The sequence below is a fragment of the Arthrobacter sp. K410C genome, assembly GCF_059090105.1.
The window spans coordinates 658,026-674,447 of the sequence record NZ_JBNHFJ010000001.1 but is presented as its reverse complement, the minus strand read 5'-3'; the positions used below and the strand labels follow the sequence as shown (position 1 = coordinate 674,447).

Sequence of the window (16,422 nt, the reverse complement as noted above, 5' to 3'; positions counted from 1 at the left end):
GCCCCACCCCCGCGACGCTCTCTCACTTGTGGCGGCTTTCCGGCCGACGCCCTCTCACTTATGGCGGCTACCCGGCCGACGCCCTCTCACTCTCGGCGAGGGACAGCCGGTTAAGCAGGAGCGGCCCCGCCCCAAAGGGGGCAGGGCCGCTGTGAACGGCAGCTGTCTACAGGTTGCCGGTGGCGATGTTGAGCATGCGGCGCAGCGGCTCGGCGGCGCCCCAGAGGAGCTGGTCGCCCACGGTGAAGGCGCTGATGTACTGCGGTCCCATTTCCATCTTGCGGATGCGGCCAACCGGGATGTCCAGGGTGCCGGAAGCGGCCACCGGGGTGAGCTCGGCCATGGACGCTTCCTTGGTATTGGGGACCACCTTGGCCCACTCGTTGTCCTCGGCCAGAAGCTTCTCAATCTCGGCGACGGACAGGTCCTCGCGGAGCTTGAGCGTCAGCGCCTGGGAGTGGGAGCGCATGGCGCCGATCCGGACGCACAGGCCGTCCATGATGACGTGGTTTTCCTCGGAGGTGCCCAGGATCTTGTTGGTTTCGACCCCGGCCTTCCACTCTTCCTTGGACTGTCCGTTGCCCAGGTCGGCATCGATCCAGGGGATCAGGGAGCCGGCCAGCGGCACGCCGAACTGGGTGGCGTCGATGTCGGTGCGCTGGTGGGCCAGGACCTTGCGGTCGATGTCCAGGATGGCCGACGCCGGGTCGTCCAGTTCCGTGCTGACCTCAGCATTGAGCGTGCCGAACTGGCTGAGGAGCTCGCGCATGTGCCGGGCCCCGCCGCCGGAGGCTGCCTGGTAGGTCATGGAGGTGCCCCACTCGACCAGGCCATTCTTGAACAGGCCGCCGAGGCCCATTAGCATGCAGGAGACGGTGCAGTTGCCGCCGATGAAGTCCTTGGTGCCGTTGACCAGGCCCTTGTCGATGACGTCGCGGTTGATCGGATCCAGCACGATGATTGAGTCATCGTTCATGCGCAGCGTGGAGGCGGCGTCGATCCAGAGGCCGTCCCAGCCGCGGCTGCGCAGATCGCTGTGGACCTGCTTGGTGTAGTCGCCGCCCTGGGCGGTGACGATAATGGGCAGCTTCGCCAGGGTGTCGAGGTCAAACGCGTTCTCGAGCTTGCCGGCGCCGTCAGCAAAGGACGGCGCGGCACCTCCCGCGTTGGAGGTGGAGAAGAACACCGGGTTGATGTTGGCGAAGTCGCCCTCGTCCTGCATGCGCTGCATGAGGACGGAACCGACCATGCCGCGCCATCCGACCAGGCCGACGGAAGGGGTAGCTGCTGTAGTCATTCGTCCATTTTAGACGTCGGGACCCGTGGGGCGCAGTCGGTTACGTCACGTCGGGCGGGCGGCTACACGGACCTGAGGGCACGACGACGGCGCGCGGCTGATAAGGCAGGACCCTTTTGTCAGGAGGGCTGCCCCTTAGCGGTCGAACTGCCGGGCCGTCGGTTCCGGGATCCCCCGTTCCGCCCTCAGCCGTTTGGCCTTGGCGGCGACGCCCGCCATCCGTGCTGCGTAGAGGACGCCGGCGGCCCCGGCGACAGTGAGGACCAGGGCTCCCCACATCGGATCCTGGCCCCTGCTGGCGGGCCCGGCCACCAGCATGATCGAGAAAACCGCCAAGGCAGCGAAGAACACAGCCATCATGAGGAACCCTCCGGCGGACCGCACCTGCGGGTGGGAACTGGCGGTGACCACACCGAGTTCGTCCTTCTTGTAGCTGTGGAGCGCGCCCTCCACCGTCCGGAACAGGACACGCTTTTCCCCGCGCGCCAGGGCCTGCTCGTGAAAGGCGCGGACCTGGTCGTCGGACGTGGGTGCGCTGCCGGGAGTACTGCCCGGATTGCCGTTCTGCATGCTAGTCCTGTCGGATCGATCGGATGTGGTCCAACACCTGGCCGTCGCTGAGGCCTGAGATTTCCCGGATCGGCTCGGAAGGGGCATCAAGATGGCCGTAGCCCACGGTCCAGCCCTCCCCGCTGCGTTTTACCAGAAGTTGCTTGCCGTCGGAACCGTCGAGCAGGCGGATGGTGGCTCCGCCGTCGGGGTTGTCCTCAAGATGCTTGCGCAGGATAAAGAAGTTGGCTTCTGCCGGTGTGGTATCCGGCCGCTGCGCCATCGCGAACCAGCTGAGGTAGGCCCGTGGCTGCAGCAGGATCCGGTATTCGGGTGACTCGACGGACAGGACGTTGTCCACGGAGCCGGCCGTCAGGAGGTTGATCTGCACCAGCTTCTCGGTCATCGTCAGGGCATGCGTAACGGCTGCCACCGGACCCGCAACCGACAACTCCTTGTCCGCACCCACCGTGGCTGCACCGCGGGCCACCAGGGAGGACGCTCCCGCCGAGAGCAGGGAGGCGTCGTCGAGTTCGCCTTCCAGCCGGAGTGCCTTGGCAGAGGCTTCGGAGGCCGGTCCGCGCCGCAGGTTCAGGAGCACCAGGAGCTCGGCGAAGCCAAAACCGATCGCGTCCGGAAACCCTTGGCCGGGGCTGGAGGACCTGGCTGTGGTTGTTTCAGTCACTGGTTGTTCTCCTCAGTTCTCAGAAGCCAAAAAAGTCGCCGACAGCGTCCACGCCGTCACTGATAGCGCCGCCAACGGCCTCGGCCCCATCGGCGATCTTATCCCCGACGTAGTTCACGGAATCATGGATGACGGGGACGTTGTCGTAGAGGGCAAGGGCACCGCTGGCCACCATGCACGCAGTGCCGGCGGGCGGGGGAAGGAACGAGCCGGCGCCCAAAAGGGCCTTCGTGGTGGAGTAGGCGGCGGAGCCGTAATCGCCCTCTTGGAAGTTGTTGAAGGCGTCCAGGCTGTCCAGACCAACGCCCACAACGCCCAAACCCTTGCTGAATCCGTCGAGGTACTTGAAGGCGTTGGATCCCTCGGCGAGGTTCAGGACCTCGTGGAACTTGCCCTCGAACAGGCTGTTGGACATGTTGAAGAACTTGCTGAACTCGTTGGAGTTCTGGAAGGCCCGCCAGGCTGCCGGGTCCAGGAAATCAGAGATGCGGGACTTCTGCAGCATGGCGGCGATGTCGAACAGGCCCGCCCGGAGGTTCGGGAAGGCCTTGGTGAGGCCGTAGATGTCCCAGCCGTCACGGAACGGCGAATCAGGGTCTGCGAGCCAGTCCGGTCCCCAGGGGTTGTTGCTTCCCTGCCCCGGGACTTGTCTGCCCGGTCCGTTTCCGCCCGCTGTCCCGGTGCCGGGCCCGGAATTGCCGGCACCTCCGGTGGCAGACGCCTTCTCCTGCTCATCCGCGTGCGTGAGGAGGAGCTTCGACTCCTGCTGGAGCCGCGCCGCCGTCTTCTGCAGCAGTGCACGGTGGTTGCCGTTCCAGTCGGACCGGAAGCGCGACGCGTCCTGGCCTTTCCACGCGGGGCTGTTGTTGATCTGGCCGCTCAGCTGCTGCGACTGCTGTTGCAGCATGTCGGCGGTCTTGCTGAACTGCCGCGCCAAGGTGCGCAGCTGCTCGACGTCGGCACCCCACAAAGTTCCTGCCACCCGGCATCCCCCCAATATTGTCCAAACAGCAGTCCGTCAGGCTGCAGGCTTCAGCCTAGGCCAGGCCCCGCCAAGCCGCGATGGGGTGAGCTCCCCATGCAGAGCCGGCACAGCCACAATGAGCTAGCCCCGCTTGGACTCCTCCACCACAGCTGCCTTGCGGGCCCGCAGGGCAAAGAAGGCGCCGAAGGCGAAGACCTGCGTGACAACCACCAGCACGATGGCGCCGGCGATCTTGTTGCCGCCCAGGATCATGGTCAGCCCCACGATGGCGGACAGCAGCGCAAGCAGCGGCAGCAGCATGTACCCCAGGACAAAGAGGGTTTCCGGTTTCTTCAGCATGTTCCTAGCCCTCGGTCCTTGACCATTTGGTGAATCGGTAGCGTGTGCCGTTCGCGGCCGTCAGCCAGCCGTCCGGAGGAACGGAGGCGGTGGCCTCCCAGCTGGTGCCAAGCTCGGGGGCGAACGTGTCGCCGTCGGCCTCCACGTCGATGGTGGTGACCACCGCAACGTTGGCCAGGTCCGTGGACTGGCGGAAAATCTCCCCGCCGCCCAGGATCCAGACGGTGTCTCCGCCGTCGACAAACTGCGATTCCAGCAGCGCATCATCCAGCGACGGAACCACGACGGCGCCCTCCGCCTCAGGCGTGTCTGCCCAGCTCTTCTGCCGCGTGATGACGATGTTCGTCCGCCCGGGCAGCGGACGGTACTTGTCCGGGAAGGACAGCCAGGTCTTGCGGCCCATGATGACCGGGTGCCCGGTGGTCAGGCGGGTGAAATGCTTGAGGTCCTCGGGCAGGTGCCAGGGCATGTCCCCGTCCTTGCCGATGACGCCGTCGGGGGTCTGCGCCCAAACCAGGCCGACGCCCGTGATCGAGGCGGCCAGTTCCTCCGTGAAGGACTGCGGATCGGTGAAGTTCTCGGTGCTCATACGGCGATCGGTGCCTTAATCGTCGGGTGGTGCTTGTAGCCCACCACTTCGAAATCCTCCAGCGTGTAGTCGAAGATCGATGCCGGCTTCCGGTTGATCTTCAGCTGCGGGTACTCGTAAGGCTCCCGCTCCAGCTGCTTGAGGACCTGGTCCATGTGGTTTTCGTAAATATGCACATCGCCGCCGGTCCAGACGAACTCGCCGGGCTCCAGGCCCACTTGTTGGGCGAGCATGCATGTCAGCAGGGCGTAGGAGGCGATATTGAACGGCACGCCCAGGAACATGTCCGCGGAGCGCTGGTACAGCTGGCAGGACAGCCTGCCGTTGGCCACGTAAAACTGGAAGAACGCGTGGCAAGGCGGCAGGGCCATGTCGCTCAGCTCGGAGACGTTCCACGCCGAGACGATGTGGCGGCGCGAGTCGGGGTTGTTCTTCAGGCCCTCCACGAGCTCGGCGATCTGGTCGATGTGGCCGCCGTCCGGGGTGGGCCAGCTGCGCCACTGGACGCCGTAAACCGGCCCCAGGTCGCCATCCGCGTCTGCCCATTCGTCCCAGATGGTGACCCCCTGGTCCTGCATCCACTTCACGTTGGTTTCGCCGCGCAGGAACCACAGCAGCTCCACCGCGACGGATTTGAAATGCACCCGCTTGGTAGTGATCAGCGGGAAGCTCTCCGACAGGCCAAAACGCAGCTGCCGCCCGAAAACGCTGGTGGTTCCGGTTCCGGTCCGGTCGGATTTGTGCGTGCCGGAAGCCAGGACATCGCGCAGGAGGTCTTCATAAGGCGTTGGGATGTTCACGCCCCAAGTCTATCGGGGTTGCTTGTCGCCTTTCTGAATCCCGGCCGGGTCAGTCGTCGAACGGTTTGAACTGCTCGACGGCGACCACGTGGTTCTTTGCCCCGGGCGCCACATGGCAGACCACCACTTCGCCGGGGGAGAGGTACGGCTCCTCCGAGGGCAGGAGGCTGCTCAGCCGGCCCGGCATGTGCTTCGCCAGGTGCGCGAAGACCGTCGGCAGCGCGGGCCGGTGGGTGCAGACCACCACAGGCCGCTGCTTGTCGAACAGGGCCTCGACGACGGCGGCGGTCTTCTTCGGGCTGCGGTGGTGGCGGTGCTCAGTGAGGGCTTCCGCCATCCGAACCTTCGCCCCTGCTGCCTTCGCATAGGGCGCAACGGTCGCCACGCACCGGAGCCAGGGGCTGGTGACCACGCGCGGGGGCTGCCAGACCTGCAGCAGCCGTCCCACTGCCTGTGCCTGCCGTGTCCCGGTGGCGGCCAGTGGCCGTTCACCTTCGGCTTTGGTCCAGGAGGAGCGTGGCTTCGCTTTGGCGTGCCGGAGGACTATGAGCGGCCAGGTGTTCAGCTCGCCGTCCTCGTGGGCTTTGCGCAGGTATTCCAGCGGCACGACGTCGGTGGGGTTGGAGAGCAGCTTGGCCGCCTTCTCCGGGGTGCACCACATGACGCTGTCCACCTCCTTGCCGTCCGGAACCAGCCGTGTCCCATTGGCCTTCACCGCCCAGTAAAAAACCACCTTGAGGCCGGACGCGACGCGGTAGTGGATGGCCGGCAGCGGACGGCCCAAAGGCGCGTCCAGGCCGATCTCCTCCCGCACCTCCCGGAGGGCGCATTCGGGGATGGTCTCGCCGTCGTCAATTTTCCCTTTGGGCCATGACCAGTCGTCATAGCGGGGGCGGTGGATCAGCAGGACTTCAAGCCTGTCATTTGCCACCCGCCACGGGAGGGCGCCGGCAGCGGTAACTGCAACTGGTTCCCCGGGATGGTCTGTCTGGTCAGCTACGAGTGCATCGCTCGACAAAACGGCTGCCCTTACCGCCGGCTCAGGCTGCGCTGCCGGGGGCGCGAGGCGAGCAGCCAGGACTGCACGTCCTCAAGCGGCCTGCCGTCCTCGGCCAGGTGGTGCCGGGACCAGTCGCCCTCGTTGTCCAGGTGCCAGCTGGCGGTTTCGGGTGCCATGTACCGCTTGAGCAGGTCCAGGACGTAGTTGATGTCGTCGGCGCTTGCCAGCTGGACCAGGGCCTCCACGCGGCGGTCCAGGTTGCGGTGCATCATGTCCGCGGAGCCGATGTACACCACGGGGTCACCGCCGTTGGCGAACGCGAAGACCCGGGAGTGCTCAAGGAACCTGCCCAGGATGGAGCGGACGGTGATGTTTTCGCTCAGGCCCGGTACACCCGGCCGGAGGGAGCAGATGCCGCGGACCACCACGTCCACCTTCACACCGGCCTGGGAAGCCCGGTACAGGGAATCGATGATTGCTTCATCCACCATGGAGTTCACCTTGATCTGCACCCGGCCGGGTACCCCGGCACGGGCATTGCGGATTTCGGTTTCGATCCGGTCGATCAGCCCTGACCGCACCGAGCGCGGCGCAACGAGCAGGCGTTTGAAGGTGGACTTCGGGGCGTAGCCGGAGAGCTGGTTGAACAGCTTGGACAGGTCCTCGCCCACCTGGTCGTTGGCCGTCAGAAGGCCAAGGTCCTCGTAGTACCGCGCGGTACGCGGGTGGTAATTGCCGGTGCCGATGTGGCAGTACCGGCGCAGCCCGTCCACTTCCTGCCGGACCACCAGCGACAGTTTGCAGTGCGTCTTCAGGCCCACAATTCCGTAGACCACGTGCACGCCGGCCTGCTCGAGCTTGCGCGCCCAGGAAATGTTGGCCTGCTCGTCGAAGCGGGCTTTGATCTCCACGAGCGCCAGAACCTGCTTGCCGGCTTCGGCGGCGTCGATCAGGGCGTCCACGATGGGGGAGTCGCCCGACGTTCGGTACAGCGTCTGCTTGATGGCCTGGACCTTGGGGTCCGCAGCTGCCTGCTCCAGGAACGCCTGGACGGAGGTGGAGAACGAGTCGTACGGGTGGTGCAGCAGGATGTCGCGGCGGCGCATGGCCGCGAAGACGTTTGCGGCCTTGGAGGTCTCGGACTCGTTCAGGTACCGGGAAGTGTGCGGGACGTGCTTGGGGTAGTGGAGATCGGCACGGTCAATGCCGGCAATGACGGACAGGCCGCGGAGGTCCAGCGGAGCCGGCACCGAGTACACCTCGGATTCCTCCACCCCCAGTTCGCGGATCAGCAGCGCACGGATGTTGGGGTTGATGTCATTGGTGACTTCCAGCCGCACGGGAGGACCGAAGCGGCGGCGCAGCAGTTCCTTCTCCAGCGCCTGCAGGAGGTTTTCGGCGTCGTCTTCCTCCACCTCCACGTCCTCGTTGCGGGTGACCCGGAAGGTGTGGTGTTCCAGGACCTCCATGCCGGGGAAGAGCTTGTCCAGGTGGACGGCGATGACTTCTTCGAGGGCGATGAACCGTGCCACCCGGCCTGCCACTGCGCCGGCGCGGGGACCGTCGATGGAGATCAGGCGCGGCAGCTGGTCCGGCACCTTGACACGGGCGAACAGTTCCTTGTCGCTGACCGGGTTCCGCACCACCACGGCCAGGTTCAGGGAAAGCCCGGAAATATACGGGAACGGGTGGGCCGGGTCCACCGCCAGCGGCGTGAGGATGGGGAAGACCTTCTCGGCGAACATTGCGCTCAGCTGCTGCTTGGCGGCGTCGTCCAGTTCGTCCCAGTGCATCAGGTGGATGTGCTCATAGGCCAGGGCCGGGCGGATCTGGTCTGCGTACACCTGCGCGTGCCGCTGCTGCAGCCGGTGTGCTTCCTCACTGATCCTTTCCAGAACCTCCACGGGGCTCAGTCCAGCAGGGGAGGGGACGGCCAGGCCCGTGGCGATGCGGCGCTTCAGGCCCGCCACACGGACCATGAAGAACTCGTCCAGGTTGGACGCGAAAATCGACAGGAAGCTGACGCGTTCCAGGAGGTGCAGGGAGGGATCTTCGGCAAGTTCCAGGACCCTGGAGTTGAAGGCGAGCCAGCTCAATTCACGGTCCAGGAAGCGGTCGGGGCGGATGTCACCCTCGGGCTGCAGGTTCGGCGCAAATTCCGGAATGTCAATGCGGTCCTGGGTGGCGCGGGAAGCCGGTACTTCGGAGGAACCGAAGCGGGCGCGTACAGGAACCGCAACATCCTGGGACGTGGCTGTTCCGGAAGGTTCCGGGTTCATGGCATCTCCTTTACCTGGCGCTTGGTGCTGGTGCTTCCGGCCCGCGCGGTCTTGTTTCAACCTTACAAGCATTCATTGCCGCGAAACCCTCGATTTCCGGGTACTCCGGCGCACATGTCAGTCGACTGGACTAACCGGCCGCCACCGGCCCGTACATCACATCCATGTCCCAGCGGGTGAACCCCAGGCGGCGGTACAGGGAAACGGCGGGTGCATTCTCCGCGTCGGTGTACAGCATCACGGCGTGCAGCCCCTGCTCCTGGAGGTGCCGGATCCCCGCGACGGTGAGCGCCTTGCCCAGCCCCATGCCCTGTGCCTCGGGCGCCACGCCCACCACATAGACTTCGCCGATGGCAGGGTGCGGGCCGTGCTGCGGGTGCACCTTGGTCCAGTGGAAGCCCAGCAGCCGCCCGCCGGCATCCTCGGCCAGGAGGAAACCCGCGGGGTCGAACCAGTCCTCGGCCATGCGTGCCTCAAGGTCCGCCCGCGTGAGGTTGCCCTGCTCCGGATGGTCTGCGAAGGCCGCCCTGTTCACCTCCAGCCATGCCTCCTCATCCTGACCGGGCACAAAGGCACGGAGCGTTACCCCCTCCGGGAAGCCGGCGTCGGGAAGGTCAGCGCCCGCCGTCGTCATCCGCATCTTCCACAGTTCACGCACGGGCGTGTAACCGTACCGGGCGGCGAGATCCGCGGCGGCCTCGTGGTTGCCGTGGGACCAGGCCTTCAACCCGTCCAGCCCCCGGGTTTCGACCAGGGCGCCCACCAGGCGGTCGGCCACGCCCTGGTTGCGGTAGGAGGGGTGGACGGCGATCTCCAGGATTCCGCTGCCGTCCGCTTCCTCGACCACGACGGCGAAGCCCGCCAGATCCTGCCCCGTGGCGGGATCCGAGTCCTCATCAGGGGCGTACAGCGCCAGGGTCAGCAGCGAGTGTCCTGTGGAATCGCCGGCGCGCATGGTCACCAGGGTCTGTTCCGAGATGGACGGATTGCCGTCGGACTCTTCGGCCGCGGCAAGCAGGTCGCGGCAGTCTTTCAGGAGCTGCTGGTCAACGCCGCCTCGGACAACATGGACGGGCCACTTCTCAGGATGCGCAGGAGTCATGAAGCAAGGCTATACGGGTTGGAGGCCCACCACTCAGGCCTCGGTGAGCTCGTCTTCCTGCTGCCGCACCAGGGTGAGGCGGTACCCCACGTTGCGGACGGTGCTGATCAGGTTCTCATGGTCGGCGCCCAGCTTGGCGCGCAGGCGCCGGACATGGACGTCCACGGTGCGGGTGCCGCCGTAGTAGTCGTAGCCCCACACCTCGGTGAGGAGCTGCTGGCGGGTGAATACCCGGCCGGGGTGCTGGGCGAGGTATTTCAGGAGTTCGAATTCCTTGAAGGTCAGGTTCAGCGGAGCACCGTTTACGCGGGCGGTATAGCTGGCTTCGTCGATGACCACGCCGGCGGCGCGGATTTCGCTTGGCGCGTCTTCCTGTTCAGGTACGGCCCGGGCCACCGACAGTCGGATCCGCGCTTCCACCTCGGCGGGGCCGGCCGAATCGAGGACGATATCGTCCACAGCCCAGGCAGAGGAAACGGCCGCCATGCCGCCTTCAGTGAGGATCAGCACCAGCGGGGCGCTGAGGCCGGTGGCCTTCAGGAGCTGGGTGAGCGAGCGGGCGCCCACCAGGTCCTTCCGCGCGTCCAGCAGGACGATGTCGCAAGGGTCTGTTTCGAGCAGGGCCGTGGGCTCGGCGGGGAGGATATGGACCCGGTGGTTCAGCAATTCAAGGGCAGGCAGGATGTCGACCGAAGTGCCGGTGCTGTTCGTCAGTAACAGGATGTGCGACATTGTTCCTCCAAGGGCCGTCCGCGCATCATTGAGCGACTGAACCGGATTTCCACCGGCGGGTACTGGCTCCCGTAAGGGTTTCCGGCCGGCGTGGAAAGCTGCCGGCCAGCCACCCCGGCAGGGCGCTTAGCTGAACCTTGAGTATACCCGGCACCCTCTGCGGTACCAGAGCTTCACGCGCTGCAACGGGACGTTTTGCGACATATCCCGTTCATATAAGGCAGGATTGAGCCAGGGCCGGATGCCCTGCCAGGAAGGGGCTCTGCCCCAGGTCGACGCCAGGATGGGATTGCAGCGCAGTGAGTGCAGACGCTAAGCAGAGGCAGGGTCCCGCATGACGGCGGATCTGCAGGCACCCGTTCGTTCACTCGGCTCCTGGACCATCGGCCTCGTGGGAATCGCAGGTCTCGCGGCCATCATCGCCGGTGTCTACACCACCAGGGAAGCCCTGGTGGTCGTGGCGGTCCTGATCGCCGCCACGGTGGGCGTCGGCTGGCCCCACTTCCTGCGGATTCCGGCCAAGAAGACGCTCGCAGCAGTCATTGCCCTGCCCGGCGCAGCTTCCGCAATCGCCGCTGCGGTGGTGCCCGCACCCGGTTTCCTCGACTGGACGCCCGGATTCATTGCCTTGGGAATGATGGCAGTCTTCGTGGTGCAGCTCATCCGGGGAACCGGCCAGGCGCAGCGGCTTGAGTCCACGCTCGGCTGCTGCGTGGGCGTCCTGCTGTCCTGCCTTGGCTCAGGATGGGTTGCCGGAGCCAGGTTCAACGGTGTGCGCGAGATGCTCCTGGTCGCGGCCATCAGTGCCGCAGTGGCATTGATCACAGGACTCATCCGGTGGCCCGACAGTGTGGTGGCGCCGCTGGGCATGGTCCTGGCCGGGCTTGCCGGGCCGCTCGCGGGCCTGGTGCTCTCCGACATAGAAGTCCTTCCCGCCGCCATTTTCGGCGTCGTGGTAGGTGCCGTGCTGGCCAGTTTCCGCCGGATGGCCACCCTCCGCGGTGCCCCGCTGAACGTTCCTGCGTCGCTCGGTATGGGGCTGGCGCCCGTCTCCGCGGTGGGTTCCCTTGCCTACTTCATAGACAAACTACTCATCTACTAACGCGTTAGGATGGCATCATGTCCGTACTTGCTTTTGAAATCTTCTTCCTTGTCCTGCTCGGCATCGCCAGCCTTTCGATGGCCTGGTTTGCCGGCTTTGTGGTCTACCGCCTCTTCAAAGGCCAGAAGTAGACCGAACTTTCCAGAGCTAGCTGTATCTCGAGGTAATTGCCGTGCCCATTGAGATTCCTACGGATCTGACCCCTGAACTCGTTCCCCTTTCCTGGCTCATCGGTGAGTGGGAAGGCCGCGGCCGGCTCGGCAGCGGGGACGAGGACTCGGAGCATTTCATGCAGCACGTTTCCTTCACCCACAACGGCCTGCCGTACCTTCAGTACCGTGCGGAAAGCTGGCTGACCGACGACGACGGCACCCGCCTGCGGCCGCTCACCGTCGAGACCGGCTTCTGGGCGCTGGAGCGCAAACAGCTGGACGCCGATGGCGGGCCGGGCCTCATCCCGGCGGACATCGTGCCTGCCTTGAAGAGTGCCGATGAGGTGGAGGCCCTGCGCAACAGCGAGGGCGGCTTCGACATCTCGGTGTCCATCTCCCATCCCGGCGGCATCTCGGAGCTGTACTACGGGCAGATCAAGGGCCCCCAGATCCAGCTCACCACGGACATGGTGATGCGGGGCAGCCATTCCAAGGACTACAGCGCCGCTACCCGCATCTTCGGGCTGGTGGACGGCAACCTGCTGTGGCGCTGGGACGTGGCAACCGGGGGAGAAGGCGGCAAGGGCCTGGAAGCCCACGCCTCGGCCTTCCTGAAACGGGTTTCGTAACCAAAGGAGCGCTGCCGTGGGAACAGTCGAAGGCCTGAAGGACTACAGCGACCTGAAGGCCGTCTTCTTCAACGGTACGCTCAAGAAATCCCCGCAAACGTCCAACACCGACGGCCTGATTAACATCAGCCGGCGGATCATGGAAAAGCAGGGTGTCAGCACCCTGGTGATCCGCACGGTGGATCACGATATTGCCAGCGGCGTCTACCCGGACATGAGGCAGTACGGCTGGCAGGCGGATAAGTGGCCCGAGCTCTACCCCGCGGTCCAGGCGGCGGACATCGTGATAGTGGCCCGGATCCTCAAGGACGCCGGCGGCCTGCCCGCCTACGGCAACCTCCCGCAGGAATGGTCCGCCGGGACCCGGTTCGATTTCGAAAACCCGGAATATCGCTAGCCTCCAAGGACTTCTACTTCATATGACTATTCCCAGCCCACTGTTGTCGCGCCCTGGCGCCGTTGAGGCGGCCGGCGCGGACGCCGGCGTCGCGGCCCACTACGGCGAGCCCCTGCGCGAACAGCGCGCCCTGGCCGCCGGAACCGCCGTCGTCGACCTCTCCCACCGCGGCGTAGTGACCGTCACCGGTCCGGACCGGCTGAACTGGCTCAACACCCTCTCCTCGCAGCAGGTCACCGGCCTGACGCCGGGCGAGTCCAGCGAGTTGCTGCTCCTGAGCGTGCAGGGGCGGATTGAGTTTGATGCGCGGGTGGTTGACGACGGCGGGACCACCTGGCTGATTGTCGAGGGCGCCGAGGCAGCCCCGCTGGCGGAGTTCCTCAACAGGATGAAGTTCATGCTGCGGGTTGAAGTGGCGGACGTCTCCACCGGGTGGGCTGTTGTGGGCAGCACCAGGGCGGTCCCGGAATGGTCCGGCCTGCTCGCCTGGCAGGACCCGTGGCCGCAGGTCAGCGCCGGCGGCTTCTCCTATGCCACGGTTGCCGAGATCGACCATCCTGGACTGGAGCGTCCCTGGTTTGAATACCTTGTCCCCGCGGCAGCCCTGGAGGAGACGCTCGCCGGGCGCCCCCTCGCCGGTACCCTCGCAGCCGAGGCCCTGCGCGTGGCCGCCTGGCGGCCCCGGATCGGTGCCGAGACGGATGACAAGACCATCCCGCACGAACTTGACCTCCTCCGCACCGCAGTGCACCTGGCCAAGGGCTGCTACAAGGGGCAGGAGACCATTGCCCGCGTCCACAACCTGGGACATCCGCCGCGGCGCCTCGTGTTCCTGCAGCTGGACGGATCGCAGCACACCCTGCCCGCCGCCGGCAGCCCCGTCCTGGTGGGTGACCGGAAGGTGGGGACGGTGACCTCGGTGGCCCAGCACTACGAAATGGGCCCGGTTGCGCTGGCGGTCATAAAACGTTCGGTGGCCCCGGATGAGATACTGACGGTTCTGGACGGGGACGAGCCATACCCCGCCAGCCAAGAACTCATCGTCGCCCCCGACGCCGGCCAGGTGGTGGGGCGCCAGACCGGATTCCTCAGGGGGCCACGCTGATGACTGACAACGCCGCACCAACCGCCGGGACCGACGACGACGCCGTCGCCCTGGCCCACACCCTCTTCGAGGCGGCCAGGGAGGGCAACACCGACCTGTTGCGCGCCTACCTTGAGGCAGGCGCACCGGCCAACCTGACCAACTCCGCCGGGGACTCCCTCCTGATGCTGGCCGCCTACCACGGCCATGCGGATGCGGTGCGGCTGGTCCTCCAGCACGGCGCAGACGCCAACACGCCCAATGACCGCGGGCAGACACCGCTGGCGGGGGCGGCATTCAAGGGCTACCCCGAAGTAGCCCGTGTGCTGCTGGACGCCGGCGCGGATCCTGACGCCGGTTCCCCTTCGGCCCGCGCCGCGGCACAGATGTTCGCGCGCCAAGAGATCCTCGACCTCCTCGGCTAGCCGTTTCCGGGTCTGCCCGGCCAACACCCTGAAAGATGACCGAGTGGAAAACGTAGCAAAGCCCTGGCCTGCCCTGTGGTCCCTGGTGATCGGGTTCTTCATGATCCTGATCGACAGCACCATCGTCTCCGTGGCAAACCCCGTGATCATGGAGGGCCTGGGCGCGGATATCAACTCGGTGATCTGGGTGACCAGCGCCTACCTGCTGGCGTACGCGGTGCCGCTGCTGATCACCGGCAGGCTCGGCGACCGGTTCGGACCCAAAAAGCTCTACCTTCTGGGTCTGGTGGTGTTCACCCTTGCCTCGCTGTGGTGCGGACTGGCCGGGAACGTGGAGACGCTCATCGCCGCACGCGTGCTGCAGGGCCTGGGTGCGGCCATCATGACGCCCCAGACCATGGCCGTGATCACCCGGATCTTCCCGCCCGACCGGCGCGGGGCGGCCATGTCGGTCTGGGGAGCCACCGCCGGGATGGCCACCCTTGTGGGACCTATCCTGGGCGGCGTCCTGGTGGACGGGCTGGGCTGGCAGTGGATCTTCTTCATCAACCTGCCCATCGGCGTCGTGGGCTTCATCCTGGCGCTGCGGAACGTTCCCGCCCTCAGCACCCACCAGCATCGGTTCGACATCCCGGGCGTGGTGCTCAGCGCCGTCGGACTCTTCCTCCTGGTCTTCGGCATCCAGGAGGGCGAGACGTACAACTGGGGCACCATCGCCGGACCCGTCAGCGTGTGGAGCCTGATCATCGCCGGCCTGGTTGTGCTGACGGGCTTTGTGGTGTGGCAGCGGTACAACAAGGGCGAGCCGCTGCTGCCGCTGGGGCTGTTCCACGACCGGAACTTCTCGCTCGCCAACCTGGGGATCACCATGGTGGGGTTCACCGTCACGGCATTCATGCTGCCGCTGATCTTCTACTACCAGATGGTCCGCGGCCTGACGCCCACGCAGTCAGCCCTGCTGATGGTGCCCATGGCCCTCATCTCGGGCGGGCTGGCACCGGTGGTGGGGAAGGTTGTGGACCGGATCAACCCCAAGTACCTGGCCGCGGCCGGTCTGACCCTGATGGCCGTTGCCTTGGCCTGGAACGCGCTCCTGATGCAGCCCGGAACGCCCATCCTGCTCTTCCTGCTGCCCAGCGCCGTCCTGGGGTTCGCGAACGCCGGCATCTGGGCGCCGCTCAGCACCACTGCAACCCGTAACCTTCCGCCGCGCCAGGCCGGGGCTGGCTCAGGTGTCTACAACACCACCCGGCAGTTCGGGGCGGTGCTGGGCAGTGCAGCCATCGCCGTGCTGATCCAGGCACGGCTCGCGGCTGAACTGCCCGCTGGGGGACCGGCCGGCACGGCCGGCGAAGGGATGGCCCTCAGCGGCACCCTGCCGGAAGCCCTCCACAGCGGATTCTCGACGGCGATGGGCCAGTCCATCCTGCTGCCCGCCGCGGTGGTCCTGGCCGGCGCTGCGGTTGCGCTGTTCTTCGCGAAACCCCAGCCGGTTCAGGGCTGGGGCATGGCAGCGCCCGCGTCAGCCAAGGTGGACGCTGGTCTGGATTCCGCCGGCTGAAAGGCCAAGTTTCCGGGCAAGCGCCAGCGCTCCGGTGTTGCTGACGTCCGTCCGCCACTGCAGCGTCAGCCCGGCTGCCAGTGCTTCATGGGCCGCGATGGAAGCGGCTAGCGTCCCGAGCCCCTGGCGGCGCCATTCCGGGTCCACCAGGACACCCAGGTGCGCCAGCAGGCCCTCCCACTCCGTGTAGGCCCCGCAGGCAAGGGGGATTCGCCGTCCCTCAACCTCGTGGACGAGGGTGTAGCGGTTTTCCAGGTCCGAGAGGCCAACCTCGTTGACGTCGTCCGGCGGGCACCGGCCCTCCAGTTCGATAGCTTCGGGGTTGCCGTGCGAAACGGTCATCTCCCCGGCCGGCTGCTTGAGCGGCAGGTCGTCGGCGAAGAATAGGGCTGCGGCGCCCAGTCCGTGCCCGCCGTGGGAGCGGGTCAGGGTCAGGAGGGTTACGTGCTGCGCCATCTCCTCGTCCGGGATGCCCGTCGCGGCGTCAATGACCCACTGCGGCCCCACCAGGGCGGAACTGCCGAAGAGGCGCAGGAACTCCACGGTCCGGGCCGATTCGTCAGCCCGGACCACGCGTTGGCCGGAAGCGAGGGCTTCCCCGAAGGCGTCGTCGTCCAACCTGAGGCGTCGTGCCCACGCAAGCTGGATGATGGCAGCGGAACCGGGGTCAAGTGTCATGTTCCCAGCCTAGGGCGGCCAGACCGCTCAACCGGGC

General features: G+C 66.3%; 18 protein-coding genes. 6 read left to right on the top strand and 12 right to left on the bottom strand.

Going from position 1 to position 16,422, the window contains the following annotated elements:
• Window positions 1–166 precede the first annotated feature (166 nt).
• The 11 genes from asd to AC5RU7_RS03155 form a co-directional block, all read right to left on the bottom strand.
• Window positions 167–1,297 (bottom strand): aspartate-semialdehyde dehydrogenase, encoded by a 1,131-nt coding sequence (gene asd / locus AC5RU7_RS03205; protein WP_494051027.1) that lies wholly within the window; start codon window positions 1,295–1,297, stop codon window positions 167–169.
• 135 nt (window positions 1,298–1,432) lie between these two features.
• Complete coding sequence (locus AC5RU7_RS03200) at window positions 1,433–1,867, bottom strand: hypothetical protein (RefSeq protein ID WP_494051026.1); 435 nt, start codon at window positions 1,865–1,867, stop codon at window positions 1,433–1,435.
• A gap of 1 nt (window position 1,868) precedes the next feature.
• On the bottom strand, window positions 1,869–2,531 hold the full coding sequence (locus tag AC5RU7_RS03195) for a hypothetical protein (protein WP_494051025.1): 663 nt from the start codon (window positions 2,529–2,531) through the stop codon (window positions 1,869–1,871).
• 19 nt (window positions 2,532–2,550) lie between these two features.
• Complete coding sequence (locus AC5RU7_RS03190; protein WP_494051024.1) at window positions 2,551–3,513, bottom strand: hypothetical protein; 963 nt, start codon at window positions 3,511–3,513, stop codon at window positions 2,551–2,553.
• Window positions 3,514–3,636: 123 nt separating this feature from the next.
• Complete coding sequence (locus AC5RU7_RS03185; RefSeq protein WP_138133130.1) at window positions 3,637–3,855, bottom strand: NF038396 family protein; 219 nt, start codon at window positions 3,853–3,855, stop codon at window positions 3,637–3,639.
• Between the two features lie 4 nt (window positions 3,856–3,859).
• A complete protein-coding gene (locus AC5RU7_RS03180) occupies window positions 3,860–4,444 on the bottom strand; it encodes a dihydrofolate reductase (RefSeq protein WP_494051023.1) in 585 nt (194 codons plus the stop codon).
• Entirely contained in the window at window positions 4,441–5,244 is an 804-nt protein-coding gene (locus tag AC5RU7_RS03175) for a thymidylate synthase (protein WP_494051022.1), read from the bottom strand. Before AC5RU7_RS03175 ends, AC5RU7_RS03180 begins: the two co-directional genes overlap by 4 nt.
• Window positions 5,245–5,293: 49 nt before the next feature.
• Window positions 5,294–6,262, bottom strand: coding sequence for an NUDIX hydrolase (locus tag AC5RU7_RS03170; RefSeq protein WP_494051021.1), 969 nt, complete (start codon window positions 6,260–6,262; stop codon window positions 5,294–5,296).
• Between the two features lie 11 nt (window positions 6,263–6,273).
• Complete coding sequence (locus AC5RU7_RS03165) at window positions 6,274–8,523, bottom strand: RNA degradosome polyphosphate kinase (RefSeq protein WP_494051020.1); 2,250 nt, start codon at window positions 8,521–8,523, stop codon at window positions 6,274–6,276.
• A gap of 130 nt (window positions 8,524–8,653) precedes the next feature.
• The gene (mshD, locus tag AC5RU7_RS03160) at window positions 8,654–9,625 is read right to left on the bottom strand and encodes a mycothiol synthase (RefSeq protein WP_494051019.1); all 972 of its coding nucleotides are present in this window, start codon (window positions 9,623–9,625) and stop codon (window positions 8,654–8,656) included.
• A 33-nt stretch (window positions 9,626–9,658) separates the two neighbouring features.
• A complete protein-coding gene (locus AC5RU7_RS03155; protein WP_494008955.1) occupies window positions 9,659–10,357 on the bottom strand; it encodes a winged helix-turn-helix transcriptional regulator in 699 nt (232 codons plus the stop codon).
• Between the two features lie 334 nt (window positions 10,358–10,691).
• Between AC5RU7_RS03155 and AC5RU7_RS03150 the strand changes: the two genes are divergently transcribed.
• The 6 genes from AC5RU7_RS03150 to AC5RU7_RS03125 all read left to right on the top strand — a co-directional run bounded on the left by AC5RU7_RS03150 (window position 10,692) and on the right by AC5RU7_RS03125 (window position 15,707).
• Window positions 10,692–11,459 (top strand): permease, encoded by a 768-nt coding sequence (locus AC5RU7_RS03150; RefSeq protein WP_494051018.1) that lies wholly within the window; start codon window positions 10,692–10,694, stop codon window positions 11,457–11,459.
• Window positions 11,460–11,631: 172 nt separating this feature from the next.
• On the top strand, window positions 11,632–12,240 hold the full coding sequence (locus AC5RU7_RS03145; RefSeq protein WP_494051017.1) for a nitrobindin family protein: 609 nt from the start codon (window positions 11,632–11,634) through the stop codon (window positions 12,238–12,240).
• Window positions 12,241–12,256: 16 nt separating this feature from the next.
• Window positions 12,257–12,637: a flavodoxin family protein gene (locus tag AC5RU7_RS03140; protein WP_494051016.1), complete on the top strand. Its 381-nt coding sequence runs from the start codon at window positions 12,257–12,259 to the stop codon at window positions 12,635–12,637.
• 22 nt (window positions 12,638–12,659) lie between these two features.
• Window positions 12,660–13,742 (top strand): CAF17-like 4Fe-4S cluster assembly/insertion protein YgfZ, encoded by a 1,083-nt coding sequence (gene ygfZ, locus AC5RU7_RS03135; RefSeq protein WP_494051015.1) that lies wholly within the window; start codon window positions 12,660–12,662, stop codon window positions 13,740–13,742.
• Window positions 13,742–14,146 (top strand): ankyrin repeat domain-containing protein, encoded by a 405-nt coding sequence (locus tag AC5RU7_RS03130; RefSeq protein WP_494051014.1) that lies wholly within the window; start codon window positions 13,742–13,744, stop codon window positions 14,144–14,146. Before ygfZ ends, AC5RU7_RS03130 begins: the two co-directional genes overlap by 1 nt.
• Window positions 14,147–14,189: 43 nt before the next feature.
• The gene (locus tag AC5RU7_RS03125; protein ID WP_494051013.1) at window positions 14,190–15,707 is read left to right on the top strand and encodes a DHA2 family efflux MFS transporter permease subunit; all 1,518 of its coding nucleotides are present in this window, start codon (window positions 14,190–14,192) and stop codon (window positions 15,705–15,707) included.
• Here AC5RU7_RS03125 and AC5RU7_RS03120 read toward each other — a convergent pair.
• Complete coding sequence (locus tag AC5RU7_RS03120; RefSeq protein ID WP_494051012.1) at window positions 15,669–16,385, bottom strand: GNAT family N-acetyltransferase; 717 nt, start codon at window positions 16,383–16,385, stop codon at window positions 15,669–15,671. The two genes, AC5RU7_RS03125 and AC5RU7_RS03120, sit on opposite strands and share 39 nt — an antisense overlap.
• Between the last annotated feature and the right edge of the window lie 37 nt (window positions 16,386–16,422).

What these genes read in the sequence shown, in the direction of transcription:
- asd (WP_494051027.1), bottom strand. Translation starts at nt 1,297, where the DNA reads ATGACTACAGCAGCTACCCCTTCCGTCGGCCTGGTCGGATGGCGCGGC.
- AC5RU7_RS03130 (WP_494051014.1), top strand. Translation starts at nt 13,742, where the DNA reads ATGACTGACAACGCCGCACCAACCGCCGGGACCGACGACGACGCCGTC.
- AC5RU7_RS03165 (WP_494051020.1), bottom strand. Translation starts at nt 8,523, where the DNA reads ATGAACCCGGAACCTTCCGGAACAGCCACGTCCCAGGATGTTGCGGTT.
- AC5RU7_RS03155 (WP_494008955.1), bottom strand. Translation starts at nt 10,357, where the DNA reads ATGTCGCACATCCTGTTACTGACGAACAGCACCGGCACTTCGGTCGAC.
- AC5RU7_RS03120 (WP_494051012.1), bottom strand. Translation starts at nt 16,385, where the DNA reads ATGACACTTGACCCCGGTTCCGCTGCCATCATCCAGCTTGCGTGGGCA.
- AC5RU7_RS03200 (WP_494051026.1), bottom strand. Translation starts at nt 1,867, where the DNA reads ATGCAGAACGGCAATCCGGGCAGTACTCCCGGCAGCGCACCCACGTCC.
- AC5RU7_RS03185 (WP_138133130.1), bottom strand. Translation starts at nt 3,855, where the DNA reads ATGCTGAAGAAACCGGAAACCCTCTTTGTCCTGGGGTACATGCTGCTG.
- ygfZ (WP_494051015.1), top strand. Translation starts at nt 12,660, where the DNA reads ATGACTATTCCCAGCCCACTGTTGTCGCGCCCTGGCGCCGTTGAGGCG.
- AC5RU7_RS03150 (WP_494051018.1), top strand. Translation starts at nt 10,692, where the DNA reads ATGACGGCGGATCTGCAGGCACCCGTTCGTTCACTCGGCTCCTGGACC.
- AC5RU7_RS03180 (WP_494051023.1), bottom strand. Translation starts at nt 4,444, where the DNA reads ATGAGCACCGAGAACTTCACCGATCCGCAGTCCTTCACGGAGGAACTG.
- mshD (WP_494051019.1), bottom strand. Translation starts at nt 9,625, where the DNA reads ATGACTCCTGCGCATCCTGAGAAGTGGCCCGTCCATGTTGTCCGAGGC.